Source organism: Nesterenkonia aethiopica (assembly GCF_039534665.1).
GTDB lineage: Bacteria > Actinomycetota > Actinomycetes > Actinomycetales > Micrococcaceae > Nesterenkonia > Nesterenkonia aethiopica.
Genome location: NZ_BAAAVT010000006.1, coordinates 70522 through 84013, shown reverse-complemented (window position 1 = coordinate 84013; position 13492 = coordinate 70522). Strand labels below are relative to the sequence as shown.

Here is a 13492-nt window from a genome sequence, read left to right as displayed (position 1 = left end):
GGTTAGTCAATAGGATGGCTCCATGACTCCTGGCGCCGAGGTTCGAGACTGGCTGTTCTACGGCGGCTCATCCGCCCTGGACTTCGTCAACACCCTGCGCGATCGGGCCACGACCCCTCGCGAGACCCTTCCTGACGCGGAGAGCCTCGCCCGGTGGTTCAGCGCTGCGGGGATCGAGGGGTGGACGGACACGACCTCGCAGCCGCCGACGCCGGCCGAGCACCAGGCGGCCCTGGCCCTGCGGGATGCGATCGACGCTGTGCTCGCCCCGGGCCGCACGCCCACCGGTGAGCATGTGATGCTGGTCAACGAGCACGCGCGCCGCGCGCCGCTGCGCGAACTGCGTCTCGATGACCCGACCACCGTGGTGGTGGCGGGATCAGGGACCGCGGCGGGATCAGGGACGGGGGCGGCCCTGGGCGCACTGGCTCAGGCCGCCATCGAGGTCATCGCCGCAGGCGAGCTCCCCTGGGTCAAGATCTGCGCGCACACTCGCTGCGGCCTGCGCTATCTCGACCGCTCACGCGGGCGACGGCGCCAGTGGTGCTCCATGGAACGCTGCGGCAACCGTGCGAAGGCCGCTCGCCACGCCCGCCGAGGTCTGGACACGGGTGCCTGAGCGCACAGCCGCCGGCCCCCTGCCTCACCTCACCACGGCGTCAGCCCACCACGACGTCGGCGGTCACCTCACCCGGCACGTCGACGTCGAGGACCGCGCTCACGCCCCCGACGGTGAGCTCATGCTCACCCAGGAACGCGTCGAGGCACAGGCGGCCGTCGTCGTCGGTGCGGACCGTGGTCTCCGGGGCGCGCCATTCCTCGGTGACGAGCTGGCGGAGCCGGTGATAGGCGGGTTTGGGCGAGCCGTCGGGGCGCAGCAGCCCGCCGGGGGCGCCGAGCCACATGCCCCGGTCGGGCAAGCCCCAGTAGGTGATGGATTCCACGGAGGGATGGGAGTACAGAGTCCGGTAGTGCCGCTCGAGATCCTCGGCCTGGCGGTGCTCCCCCTCCTCCGTGGTGGGCCAGTGATCCACCTGCCAGTCGTTGAGGTCCCGGATGTGTCCGGGCATGAGATCGCCGGAGAGGATCGTGGTCTCGGTGAAGTGCAGCGGGATCCCGTAGCGGGAGAACCGGTCGAGCACCTCCAGGGTCTTCTCTTCGCCCCAGGCCTCCTGATGCATGTGGGACTGCAGGCCCAGCGCGTCGATGCGGATCCCGGCCTCCAGCGCGCCTTCGATGAGGCACTCATAGGCCGTGGACATGTCGAAGTCGTTGAGCAGCAGGGTGGCGCCGGGGTCTGCGGCGCGCGCCTCCTCGAAGGCCAGCCGCATCATCTCGATGCGGCCCCGCTGGCGGGCCAGCCGGGTGACGCCGTTGTCCTCGGCGGTGAACACCGGCATGATCACCACCTCGTTGATGGCGTCCCAGGTGTCGATGAGCCCAGAGAAGGCCTCCACCTCACGGCGGATCCGTCCCCGCAGGGCCCGCTCGATCTCCTCGACCTCCAGGTCCAGCAGCCAGGGGGCGCAGACGGTGTGCCACACCAGCGGGTGGCCCTTGACCTTCACCCCCTGCTCGGCGAACCAACGGGCCGCGGCGAGCAGGCGGTCGGTGCGCGGGCGGCCCCGCTCCGGTTCGAACATGCCCAGGTAGAACGGGAGGGTGGCCCGGTTGAACACGGCCAGCCACTGATCGGCCAGCGCCGCGTCGTATCCGCGGTCCTGGGACTCTCCGATGATGTGGTCCACCAGCTCGAAGCCGATGCAGCCGAAGCCGAAGGCCTGGCTGCGCTGACGGACCGTGACGTCCCGGTCTGCCAGCGGGGCGCCGTCGCCGTCGGTGAGCGTGGCGGTGACGAGGGCGCGACGATGCGCGAGGCTGGGATCCGGCGTGCGGCCAGGGGCGGGCGGAGCGAACAACGAGGTCATACCGCCAGTCTTGCAGAATCCTGTGACGCGCCCCACAGTGTGTCATCGGGGCTGCTGAGCATCAGCCAGCAGGCGTGACAGGCTGCTGCAGCTCGACGACGAACTCGTCGCTCCGCCCCGACTCGTCGGCCCGCAGGTAGAGCTCCCGACAGGGACCCGCCGGCTCGGCGCCGCGGGCGACGACCTCGGTGTGCAGCGCCTGCCAGCTGGACGCGATCCCGGAGATCTCCCCCAGATGCGTGCTGCAGAACGCCTTCTCCACCGCCGGCAGCGAGACGATCTCCACACCGTCCCGCGGCTCGCCGTCATAGGCGTAGCCGACGATGACGTGCAGCCCGCGCTCGTCCAGGCTGTAGCTGGCCACAGGGGTCTCCAGGGCGCCCGGGATATGACCGATGACCGCGGCCACGGCGTCGAAGGCAGGGCCCACGACGCCGGCCACCTCCGGTTGGTCCCGCACGACGGCGGTGCGGGCGGCCAGCCGCAGGGCGGGCAGGGACTTGGTGACGATCTCGACGGTGGGCATGGCGTGCTCCTCTTCGATCAGGTGGAGCCGTCGCTCGACGTCGGCGAGACGTTCCGACGCGATCCGGTGCTCCCGCTCCAGCTCGTGACGACGACGGCCGAGCATCCGCGCCAGCTGGACGACGTCGACGCCGTCCTCCAGCAGAGCGGAGATCTCGTCGATGCCGAAGCCGAGCTGGCGCAGCGCCACGATGCGGTGGAGCCGGTCCAGCTGCTCCGGATCGTAGGACCGGTAGCCGGTGGTCGGCTCCACGTGGGCGGGCACCAGCAGTCCGGCCTGGTCCCAATGCCGCAGCATGCGGTGGGTGACCTGACCGACCTGGGCGAAGGCTCCGATGGACAGCATGGGTCCATCACATCGTCTGGCACAGTGTCAGAGTCAACATCCGGGGCTCAGTCGGCCGGGATGACGGGCTGCTGCAGCTCGGTCACCCAGTCGTGCTGGTCCTCGGACTCGGCGCGCAGGTAGAGCTCACGACTGGGGCCGCCCGGGCGCAGCCCCCGGGCCTCCAGCTCGGCATGCAGGGCCTGCCAGCTCTCCGCGATGCCGCTGACCGGGCCATAGTGGGCGGTGCACAGCGCGTGGCTCTCCTCGGGCAGCTCCGCGATCTCCACACCGCCGCGCGCCTCCCCCTCGTAGACGTAGCCGACCACGATGCGCAGCCCGTCCGCCGTCCAGGAGTAGCTGGCCACGGGCGCATGCAGGGTCCCTGGCGTGTCGCCGATGATGCCCGCAATGTGGTCGAATGCGGCGCCGACCGCCTCCCCCACCTCCGACCAGTCGCGGACGGTGACGGTCCGGGCTGCCAGGCGCAGCGCCGGGAGCGGCTTCTGGAGGAACTCGGTGATCGGCATGACTCCATCACACCGCTGAGCAGGGTGTCCCCGTCAACAGCTGGCCGCCTCGGCGCGCGGGGACGAGCTGGTGGTTGCTGGCCGGAATACGGCCGACACGGCCCGGTCTCCGGCATCGGCCCCGGCTCAGCGGGCCCGACGCGAGGCGGGTCAGCCCTGCCAGGCGGGGTAGTCGGTGTAGCCGCGGGCACCGCCGACGTAGAAGCTCTCGGGGCGGGTCTCGTTCTCCCCGAGGTCCTCCTCCCAGCGGCGGAACAGGTCGGGGTTCGCGATGGCCGCGCGACCGACGGCGACGGCGTCGACGGTCCCCTCCGCGGCCAGCCGCAGCGCCTCCTCACGGGTGGTGACCACCCCGAATCCGCTGTTGCCGACCAGCGGGGCACCTGCGACGCGTCGGAGGGTCTGCACGAGGGCGCCGGCGAGGTCGGCGCTGAGGACGTCGACGAAGGCCAGGCCCAGGGGCGCCAGTCCCTCGGCGAGCGCGGTGTAGGTGGTCAGCGCGTCGGCGTCGTCGGTCTCCAGCGTCCCCTGGATGTCATGCTGCGGGGACAGACGGATGCTGGTGCGGTCGGCGCCGATCGCCTCCGCCACGGCGCGGGTGACCTCCACGGAGAGCCGGGCCCGGTTCTGCGGGCTGCCGCCGTAGTCGTCCTCCCGCTGGTTGGAGGTCGGGGAGGTGAACTGGTGGAGGAGGTAGCCGTTGGCCCCGTGGATCTGGACCCCGTCGAAGCCGGCCGCCCTCGCGTGCTGAGCGCCCTGGACGAAGGCCTCCACGATGCCGGGGATCTCCTGGTTCTCCAGCGCATGCGGCACCGGGTGCTCCGCCTTACCCTCCGGGGTGCGGATCTCCCCGGGCGCGGCGATCGCACTGGGAGCGACGATCCGTCCGGTGCCGCTGAGCAGCGGGTGGGAGATGCGCCCGCCGTGCATGATCTGCAGCACGATGGTCCCACCCGCCTCATGGACGGCGTCGGTGACCTTCCGCCAGCCGTCGATGTGCGCCTGGTTCTCGATGCCGGGCTGCCCCACCCAGGTGCGCCCCTCCCGCACGGGCCAGGTGCCCTCGGTGATGATCATGCCCAGGGAGGCGCGCTGTGCGTAGTGCTCCACCTGCAGGTCGGTGGGGACGCCGTCCTCATCGGCCCGCAGGCGGGTGAGCGGAGCCATCACGAGGCGGTGGCGCAGCTCCAGGGCGCCGAGCGTGAGGGGCGAGAAGAGCTTCTCCTGGACGGCGGTGGTCATCTGCACGGTCCTTTCACCGGGGCGGGTCGTTCCACCGGCGGACAACCACGACGGCGGCGGGCTGATTCCTCGCCGTGCCGGAGTTCACAGCGGATGCTCCGCGGCTCAGCGGCACTCTGACGCGGGGATCCAGACCCGCATGGCGCCGTCGCCGCGGTTGCCCCACAGGCCGAAGGGCACCAACGGAGCGGTGAACCGCTCCCCCGGCGGACCGGCGTCGCCGTGAGGGGGATAGAGCGCGTCCTGTGCGTCATCGTCCCCCGCGTCATCGTCCCCCGCGTCGCGGCGGACCCGCAGCGGGACGACGACGGCGGGCGCACCCAAGACCTCGCCGCGCACCTCTGGTCCGCTCGCGCCATCACGCTCCACACCTTCCAGCTCGACGTCCTCCAGCTCGACGTCCTCCAGCTCGACGTCCTCCAGCTCAGCTCCCAGGGCGAGTATGCGCTCCGGCAGATCGACGGACTCCAGCGCGTAGACCACCGGTCCGCGCGTGATCACCCGCTGTCCGCGCAGCGCGTCGGCCCGGTGGTGCGCACGCCGGACCACCACCAGCAGCTCGAACTCCACCTCCAGCGCCGTCAGACCCACCGGGAGGTGCAGCAAGCCGTCCCGCACCGCCGCGCCGTGGGGAAGCGCAGCAGGACCAGTCGGCCCCGCTCCATCACCCAGCTGGGCCCCGTCGGGGATCCGGACCCGCACCGGCACCGGGCATCCGGCGCCCGCACTCCCCTCCGCGCCCGAGTCCGCGTCAGCGCCCGAGCCCGCACGGGTCTCCGCAGTGAAGCGCAGTCGCAGCGTCCCGGTCCAGGGCAGCCCGGACTCCACGGTCAGCACCCCGGAGGAGCCATCGGCCGCCACGGGGATCTCACCGGAGACCGGCATGAGCAGCGCGAGGGCGCCGTCGTCGGTATGGGCCGCGGCGGCATGACGCAGTGAGGCCAGCAGCCGAGCGAGGTTGGGCGGGCAGCACGCGCAGTCGTACCAGGCGGCACGCCCGCTGGGGGCCTGCTCGTGCACCCCGGTCCGATGGGTGCGCATCTGCAGCGGACAGGAGTAGAAGAACCGCGTGCCGTCCTCGTCCACGGCCGCGCGGATCGCGTTGTACAGGGCGCGGTCCATCGCCCGACCGTACCGGGCCTCGCCGGTGGCCAGCAGCAGGCGCCAGCTGAGCATCCAGTCGGCGATCGCCGCGCAGGTCTCCGCATAGCCACGGTCGGGCGGGACCTCATAGGGATCGCCGAAGGACTCGTCCCGGTGGCGGGACCCCATTCCGCCGGTCACATGCGCCTTGGTCCGGTGGGCGGACTCCCAGAGCCGCACCACCGCGGCCAGCAGCTGGTCGTCCTGGGTCTCGACGGCGACGTCGGCCGCGCCTGCCAGCAGGTAGAGCTGACGCACGGCATGCCCCGCGGCCTCCGGTGCCTGACGGACCGGAACATGGTCCTGGAAGTAGGCGGCACCGAACCCGTCGGGGCCGAGCGTGTCATGGCCGCGAGCCTCCACCATGGCCGCGGCGAGCTCCAAATACTCGGGGGCCCCGAGGACGCGGTACAGATCCACCAGGGCTGACTCCGCCTCGGCGTGTCCACAGACGATGGGCTCTCCCGCGCGCCAGCGCCGCACCACCAGCTCCACGAACCGCTCGGTCAGCGCGATCAGCTCGGTGCGGGCGGCGAGCAGCTCCGCATCGGCGGCGATCTCTGGGGCCGCCGGTTCCACGTGTGCCCAGGCCACCGCCGCCTGCGCCAGATGGCCGAGACAGTAGAGCTCGTGGTGCCAGCGCATGTTCTCCCACGGGACGCGCCCGTCGGTCTGGCAGAAGGAGTTCAGATAGCCGTCCTCCCGCTGCGCCCGGGACAGCAGGGCGACGGCCTCGACGGTGAAGGTCCGCAGCTCCGCGTCCAGCGGCCGACCTCGCTCGGCCGCCCGCTGCGTCTCCCAGCCGACCGCCTCCAGCACCTTGTACACGTCAGAGTCGGAGAACAGGAACCCGACCCGGGGACCCTGGTGCTCACCGGTGACCCGGCGCAGGTTGTTCAGGGCGCCGTGGACCTCCAGCTGCTCGATGCAGTGCGGCAGGGTCGCCGTCCGGTTGGTGTGTTCCCACCGGCCCAGCCAGCTCTCCGGGGCCAGGTGCACACCGTGCACGGAGCGTCCCCAGGCGGCGGTCATGTCGGTCATCTGTGCTGTCCTCGTCTCGCTGCTCATCTGTCTCCTGCGCACGGATGCGATCTCATTGCTCGTCCTTCCAGGCGGTCTCCGGCCATCCGGTGGACCAGTCCAGCGGCAGGATCTCCAGGCGGAACCGGCCGTCGTCGTCGCCGCGGTAGTGGTGCAGGGCCAACCAGTCCCCGGAGACCGCCTGTCCGCCGGGGCCGATGCGCACCCCGTCGGTGGCCAGCAGCGGCGTGCCGCCGCCGTCCATCATGGGCACTCTGTCGCGGTCCACATAAGGTCCCGTGACCTGCTCCGCCCGGCCGACGATGATGCTGTAGGTGGAGTCCACCCCGCGGCAGCAGAAGTCCTGCGAGGCGAAGAGCCAGAAGGCGCCGTCTCGGGCGACGATGTACGGCGCCTCGATCGCGTTGGGGCTTCGGCGCCGGTCCGCCAGATGCCGCGGGGCGCCGTCGTCGTCAGGGTCCCGCAGGCCGTCGGGCCAGTGCAGCCGGACCATGCGGATCCCGGACCAGAAGGAGCCGAAGCTCATCCAGGGGGTCCCGGCGTCGTCCAGCACCACGCCGGGGTCGATGGCGTTGAAGTCGTCCTCCGGGCCGGAGGCGATCACCGGTCCTCGGTCCACCCACGCATAGGCGGGGTCCTGGGGGTCCAGGGTGGCATTGGTGGCCAGGGCGATCACCGACCGGTTCTCCCCGAACGTGGAGGCCGCATAGTAGAGGTACCACGTCCCCGCATGACGGATCAGCTCCGGAGCCCACAGATTCCGCACCCCCGGCACTGCCTCTCGGAGCCACTCGGGCTTGCGTTCCCAGACGGTGCCGGCGGCCTCCCAGCGGACGCCGTCGAGGCTGCGCCGCACCTGCAGGCAGCCGTCGGCGATCTCAGGGGCTCCCGTGCAGATGACCGTCCATGTGCCGTCCCCGGCGCCGCCGCCGGGCACGGCGTCACCGGCGACCAGGGCGGGGTCATGCACGACGAGGTTCCCGGCGAGCAGCGTGCTCGCCGGGGACCTCATGCCGGACGCTCGGGTCATGCGAGGCCGACTGCCGTCCAGGAGATCGGCTCCAGGCGGATGGTCAGTGCACCGTCGGCCAGCGAGGCCTGGGCGTCGCGCAGACCCACCCGGTCCGGCTGCTCCATCGTGTTCTTGGCATAGACGTCCTCGTCCCAGAGGGTGACGGCCTCCGCGATGGTGCCGCGCTCCAGGGCGGAGACGTCCACGGTGACCTCCACGGCCTCCCGGCTGCGGTTGAGCAGGAAGATCGCTGAGCCGTCCTCGCCGTCGGTGGCCACGCAGTCCACCGCCGAGTTGGCCCCGTAGACCGTGGACTCCACCGACTGGGCGTGGACCTCGGGGCGCAGCACCTGGCCCTGCGCCAGGCGGGAGGTCACGGAGAAGGGGAAGAACGTGGTCTGCTTCCAGGCGGGGCCGCCCGGCTCGGTCATGATGGGGGCGATCACGTTGACCAGCTGCGCCAGCGAGGCGGAGCGGACCCGGTCATGGCGCTCCAACAGGGTCATCAGCAGGGAGCCGAAGACGACGGCGTCGGCCACCGAGTACACATCCTCCAGCTGGCGCGGGGCGATCCGCCACTCGTCGTTGACCTCGTCGGAGGCCTGGTGCTCGTCCAGGTACCAGATGTTCCACTCGTCGAAGGAGATCATGATGGTCTTGTCCGACTTGCGGCGGTGCTTCACATGGTCGGCGGTGGCCACCACGGTATCGATGAAGTACCGCATGTCGGCCGCCGAGGCCAGGTAGGAGTCCAGGTCCCCGCCACGCTCCTGGTAGTAGGCGTGGGCGGAGATGAAGTCCACATGGTCGTAGGCGTGCTCCAGCACGGTGCGCTCCCACTCGCCGAAGGTCGGCATGGAGGAGCCGGAGGAGCCGCAGGCCACCAGCTGCAGGTCGCGCTGGGCGGCCTTCATGGCCTGCCCCGTCCGTGCGGCGAGCTTGCCGTAGTCGTCAGCGGTCATGAACCCGGTCTGCCAGGGGCCGTCCATCTCATTGCCCAGGCACCACATGGTCACGTTCCACGGGTCCGGGTAGCCGTGCTCGGCGCGCAGGTCGCTCAGCGCGGTGCCCGAGGGGTGGTTGGTGTATTCCAGCAGGTCCAGGGCCTCCTGGATGCCGCGGGTGCCGAGGTTGACCGCGAGCATGAGCTCGCTGTCCAGCTGCTGCAGCCACGTGGCGAACTCGTTGAGGCCCACCTGGTTGGTCTCCAGCGCGTGCCAGGCCAGGTCACGGCGGACCGGGCGCTGCTCACGGGGCCCGACGCCGTCCTCCCAGCGGTAGCCGGAGACGAAGTTGCCGCCGGGGTACCGGATGGTGCTGACCCCCAGCTCCTTGACCAGGGCGGTGACGTCCTTGCGGAAGCCGAGCTCGTCCGCCTCAGCGTGGCCGGGCTCGTAGATGCCGTCGTAGACGTGGCGCCCCAGGTGCTCCACGAATCCGCCGAAGATGCGGCGGTCCAGGGGGGCGACGACGGCGTCGGGGTCGATGCGGATGCTGGCGTGTGCCATGGGGTCCTCTCTGCAGGGGTCTCAGATGGACGGGTGGATCGCCCGTCATGGATTACATCGATGAAATGGTGACTGATGCCACCTTCTGACGTTTGCTGAATCGTGTCAAGGCCTGCGACGGTGAAAAGTCGGCGCTGGTGCGGCCGGGTGCTGGGAACGGGCGCTTCGGACAGGCCCCTCACACAGGGGCCGGAGCCCTCAGGGAGACCCGGCGTGAGCTGCTGCGGAGGGGGATCTGCTCGTCATCCTGCGCCGACGCCGAGTCCGTCCCCGGAGGCAGACCCGACGCCGGATCCAGCACAGGTTCCAGCACCGGCTCCAGCACCGGCTCCAGCACCGGCTCCAGCACCGCCGTCGAGACCATCAGCGTCGCGCTGAGGCCGAGCAGCAGCGCCACCGGCGGTGCGGTGACGGCGAGCAGGACCGCCGCAGTCCAGATCACCCCCAGCAGCAGCGCCCTCCCAGGACTGATCCAGGGCATCAGCACCGCCAGCCGCAGCGGAGCGACCGCCCCGGCGTCGGGGATCCGGGCCGTCACGACGACGGCGCACACCGTAGAGAGCAGCCCGGCCGCCCCGAACACCGTGGTGGCCACCAGCAGCACCGGCCCCGCCGGACCGGTGACCAGCGGAACCACCAGCAGCAGGTTCAGCACGGCGGCGAGCGCCAGCAGCAGCGGCGGACCGGCCGCCAGATGGGCTCTGCGCAGCTCGGCCCACCAGGTGCCCCAGAAGCCGCGCCACAGCCTCCGCTGAGCGTCCGGGAGCACACGCGCCGCCGCCACGGAGGCCGGCAGCGCCCCCAGCACCAGCGCCCCGGCGGCCGCCCCCAGCACCCAGAGGGCCTGGACGGCGAGCAGTCGGGTGAGCACACCCAGGACCTCCATCACCCGGGGCGCCCAGCCGAGCTGCTCCTGCCCCGGGCTCATCCCTTGCTCCCGGTCAGGGCGATGGACTCGATGATCTGCCGCTGGAAGATGACGAACACCGTCAGCACCGGCACCAGCGCGATGCAGGAGGCCGCCATGATCAGCGGGTAGTCCGTCTGGCTCGCATAGGTGGCGTTGAACCGCGCGATCACCAGCTGCAGGGTCTGCACCTCCGGCGAGTTCAGGTAGATGATGGGGGCCAGATAGTCGTTCCAGACGGCCATGAACCACAGGATGAACTGGGCGGCGATCGCCGGGCGGATGATCGGGAAGATCAGCCGCCAGAAGATCTGGAAGTGCCCGGCGCCGTCGATCTTCGCCGCCTCGATGATGGCGTCCGGCACGGAGTCCAGGTACTGGCGCAGGAAGAACACCATGATGATGTTGCCGAAGATCGCCGGCAGGATCAGCGGCCACAGCGTGTCCACGAGTCCGGCGAAGGCGAACATCTGGAACTGCGGGATCATCAGCGTGGGGAACGGGATCATGATGGCGGCCAGCAGGCTGAGGAAGATGACCCCCTTGAAGGGCAGGCGCATCTTCGCGAAGGCGTAGGCCGCCACCGCGGAGGCCGCTCCCCCGACGACGGTCACGCTGACGGCGACGACCACGCTGTTCATGATGCCGGACAGCAGGGGGCCGGCGTCCCAGACGCGCAGGTAGTTCTCCCATTGGGCCGGGGAGGGGATCCACTCCGGGGGCAGGGCGAACACCGCCTCACGGGTCTTCAGCGAGGTGGAGAACATCCAGACCAGCGGGGCGATCATGGTGATCCCGCCCAGCGAGAGGATGGCCCCGACGATCCAGTTCCCGATCTTCTGGCGTCGGGTCAGCGGCGGGCCGGCCGGGGCACGCCGGCCGGTGCTGACCCGGGTCGCCGGCATGGGCTTCGGCCCGGCCGCGGTGGCGGGGGCGGCGGCCGCAGCGACGGCGGCGCGTGGAGGGCTCTGAGGTGCAGGTGTGCTCATCGTGGTCGCCTCAATCAATGGAGAAGTGGTTCCGACGGTTCATGGCGAACTGGAGCGCCGTCACGACGAACACCAGAAGCCCGAGCATGAGCGAGATCGCGGTGGCGTAGCCCATGTTGAGGTACTCGAAGGCTTGGCGCCAGATGTACCAGACGATCGTGGCGGTGGAGAACTCCGGGCCGCCGTCGGGGGTCATGATGTTGATCTCCACGAAGATCTGCGCCCCGCCGATGATGTTGGTGACCACCAGGAAGAAGGTCACCGGGCGCAGCATCGGCACGGTGATGGCCCAGAACTGCTGGAGCGTGGAGGCGCCGTCGATCGCGGCGGCCTCATAGAGCTGCCGCGGCACGGACTGCAGGGCCGCGAGGTAGAGCAGCATGGAGAAGCCCAGGCCCTTCCAGACGGCCATGATCATGATCGCCAGCTTGGAGGTCGCGGGATTCTGCAGCCAGTTGGGGCCGTCGATGCCCACCATGCCCAGGGCCTGGTTGATCAGACCGAAGTCACCGTTGTAGGCCCACTGCCACAGGATGGCGATGGCGGCGATGGAGGAGATCACCGGGATGTAGTAGATGGTGCGGAAGAACGTGGTGCCACGCATCCGTCGATTCATGGCCAGGGCCAGCACCAGGGAGAGCAGCAGCCCCACCGGGATGGCCATCATCATGTAGACGGTGTTGCCCAGGGACTTCCAGAAGTATTGGTCGCCGATCATCCGCACGTAATTGTCGAGCCCGGTGAACACCGGCGAAGTGATGCCGTTCCAGGCCGTGAAAGAGGTGACGACGGCGAAGCCGATCGGGTAGAGCACGAACAGTGCGAAGCCCAGCACGGGCAGGGCGATGAACAGCGCGGCCGTGCGATGCTCGCTGCGGTGCAGCCTGTTGCTGCGGGCTCTGGCGGAGCGGTCGCGGCGGGAGGGCCGCGGCGGGGCGGGCGGCGGCCCAGGGGGCTGCGGCGGTGCGATGGTGGCGGTCATTCGGTCCCCCTGCTCATCTCGGCCTGCTCGTTGGCCATGTCGAGGAAGTCCTGCATCCTCGGTTCGGCCTGGGCCAGGTATTCCTCGGCGGTCATGCGCCCTTCGAGGACGGGCTGGATGTTGGTGTAGAGCTCGTCGTACCACTGCGGGTTGTAGGTGAAGGTCGGCGGCAGGGCCCGGCCGTAGTCCTCCACCACTCGGAGGAACTCCTCCTTATTCTGCGGCGGCGTGGAGTCGTCCTCGGCATACTCATAGGCCATGTCCACCAGGTTGGGGATCTGGATGCCGGCCTCCACCAGGTGCCGCTGGGTGTCCGGGTCGCCGGAGAGGTAAGCGACCAGCTCGGCGGCGGCCTCGGGGTTCTCGGTGGCTGCGGAGACCCCAATGCCCAGGGTGCCGATCCAGCTGGCGGACTCCCCGGTGCGCCCGACCGGGTACGGCATCAGGTCCCACTCGAAGTCGAGGTCCTGATAGATGGGCACGTCCCAGGGAGCGATCGGAAAGAAGGCGATCTGCCCCTGCATCCACCGCTGGTAGGTGTCCAGCGTCTGAGCCTCCGCGATGGAGGGGGTGACGCCGTGGACGGTGTCGAGGTCGGCGAAGAACTGCAGCGCCTCGGCGAACTCCGGGGTGTCGACGGTGACCTCGGCGGCGTCCTCGTCGAGCCAGTCTCCGCCGTTGGACCACACGAAGGCCTGCAGGTTCCAGACGACGTTCAGCCCCGTCCCCCACTGATCCGGGCCCCCGTCTCCGTCGAGGTCCTGGGTGACCTCCTCGAGGACCTCGAGCCATTCGTCCCAGGTGTAGGGATCATCCGGGTCGGGCCGTTCGATCCCGGCCTCGTCCAGCATGGTGGCGTTGTACCCGAAGGAGAACGGCCCCACGTCCTTGGGCAGGGCGTAGAGCGGCCCCTGGCCGAGCTGCTCACCGTCGAAGCGGTAGGAGTCGACGCCGTAGGCCCACATCTCATCGAGGTCGACGACGTCGGAGTCCTCGATGTAGCCGGAGATGTCCTGGATGACCCCGGAGTTGACATAGGACTCCACGCTGCCGGGGTCGAAGTAGAAGACGTCGGGGATCTGACCGCCGACGATCGCGGCACGGAGCTTGGTCGCATATTCGTCGGCCGTGGTCATGATGATGTCCACGGTGACCCCGGTGTCCTCCTCGAACTGCTCGATCGCTGCCGTGTAGGCCTCCTCCTCGGCGGGGCTGCCGCGGAACATGAAGGTCAGCGTGTCCGGGTCACCTCCCCGTCCGCAGCCGGCCAAGCCCCCGGCGGCCGCGGCCAGACAGGCGATCACCCCCGCCGTCCTGATGACTCTGTGCCTCATCTGCGCCCCTCTCCCTCGAAGCTCAC

General features: G+C 70.2%; 12 protein-coding genes. 1 reads left to right on the top strand and 11 read right to left on the bottom strand.

Going from position 1 to position 13492, the window contains the following annotated elements; all coding sequences use genetic code 11:
* The first annotated feature begins 22 nt into the window (after positions 1-22).
* Entirely contained in the window at positions 23-619 is a 597-nt protein-coding gene (locus tag ABD658_RS05670) for a CGNR zinc finger domain-containing protein (protein ID WP_344682124.1), read from the top strand.
* A gap of 40 nt (positions 620-659) precedes the next feature.
* Here ABD658_RS05670 and ABD658_RS05665 read toward each other — a convergent pair whose 3' ends face one another.
* The 11 genes from ABD658_RS05665 to ABD658_RS05615 all read right to left on the bottom strand — a co-directional run bounded on the left by ABD658_RS05665 (position 660) and on the right by ABD658_RS05615 (position 13466).
* Positions 660-1928: an endo-1,4-beta-xylanase gene (locus ABD658_RS05665; RefSeq protein WP_344682126.1), complete on the bottom strand. Its 1269-nt coding sequence runs from the start codon at positions 1926-1928 to the stop codon at positions 660-662.
* Positions 1929-1989: 61 nt separating this feature from the next.
* Positions 1990-2799 (bottom strand): MerR family transcriptional regulator, encoded by an 810-nt coding sequence (locus ABD658_RS05660; RefSeq protein ID WP_344682128.1) that lies wholly within the window; start codon positions 2797-2799, stop codon positions 1990-1992.
* 47 nt (positions 2800-2846) lie between these two features.
* On the bottom strand, positions 2847-3308 hold the full coding sequence (locus ABD658_RS05655; RefSeq protein ID WP_344682130.1) for a GyrI-like domain-containing protein: 462 nt from the start codon (positions 3306-3308) through the stop codon (positions 2847-2849).
* A 150-nt stretch (positions 3309-3458) separates the two neighbouring features.
* Complete coding sequence (locus ABD658_RS05650; RefSeq protein ID WP_344682132.1) at positions 3459-4550, bottom strand: alkene reductase; 1092 nt, start codon at positions 4548-4550, stop codon at positions 3459-3461.
* 105 nt (positions 4551-4655) lie between these two features.
* Positions 4656-6761, bottom strand: a complete 2106-nt coding sequence (locus ABD658_RS05645; protein WP_344682134.1) for a glycoside hydrolase family 127 protein — start codon at positions 6759-6761, stop codon at positions 4656-4658.
* 25 nt (positions 6762-6786) lie between these two features.
* Entirely contained in the window at positions 6787-7746 is a 960-nt protein-coding gene (locus ABD658_RS05640; protein ID WP_344744058.1) for an arabinan endo-1,5-alpha-L-arabinosidase, read from the bottom strand.
* A 14-nt stretch (positions 7747-7760) separates the two neighbouring features.
* Complete coding sequence (gene arfA / locus ABD658_RS05635; RefSeq protein ID WP_344682138.1) at positions 7761-9254, bottom strand: arabinosylfuranosidase ArfA; 1494 nt, start codon at positions 9252-9254, stop codon at positions 7761-7763.
* A 178-nt stretch (positions 9255-9432) separates the two neighbouring features.
* Positions 9433-10182, bottom strand: a complete 750-nt coding sequence (locus ABD658_RS05630; RefSeq protein WP_344682140.1) for a YesL family protein — start codon at positions 10180-10182, stop codon at positions 9433-9435.
* Positions 10179-11150 (bottom strand): carbohydrate ABC transporter permease, encoded by a 972-nt coding sequence (locus ABD658_RS05625; protein ID WP_344682142.1) that lies wholly within the window; start codon positions 11148-11150, stop codon positions 10179-10181. The genes ABD658_RS05630 and ABD658_RS05625 overlap by 4 nt, the downstream gene beginning before the upstream one ends.
* Positions 11151-11160: 10 nt before the next feature.
* Complete coding sequence (locus tag ABD658_RS05620; protein WP_344682144.1) at positions 11161-12132, bottom strand: carbohydrate ABC transporter permease; 972 nt, start codon at positions 12130-12132, stop codon at positions 11161-11163.
* Positions 12129-13466 carry an ABC transporter substrate-binding protein gene (locus ABD658_RS05615; RefSeq protein WP_070160816.1) on the bottom strand — a complete coding sequence of 446 codons (1338 nt, stop codon included), beginning with the start codon at positions 13464-13466 and terminating at the stop codon, positions 12129-12131. Before ABD658_RS05615 ends, ABD658_RS05620 begins: the two co-directional genes overlap by 4 nt.
* Between the last annotated feature and the right edge of the window lie 26 nt (positions 13467-13492).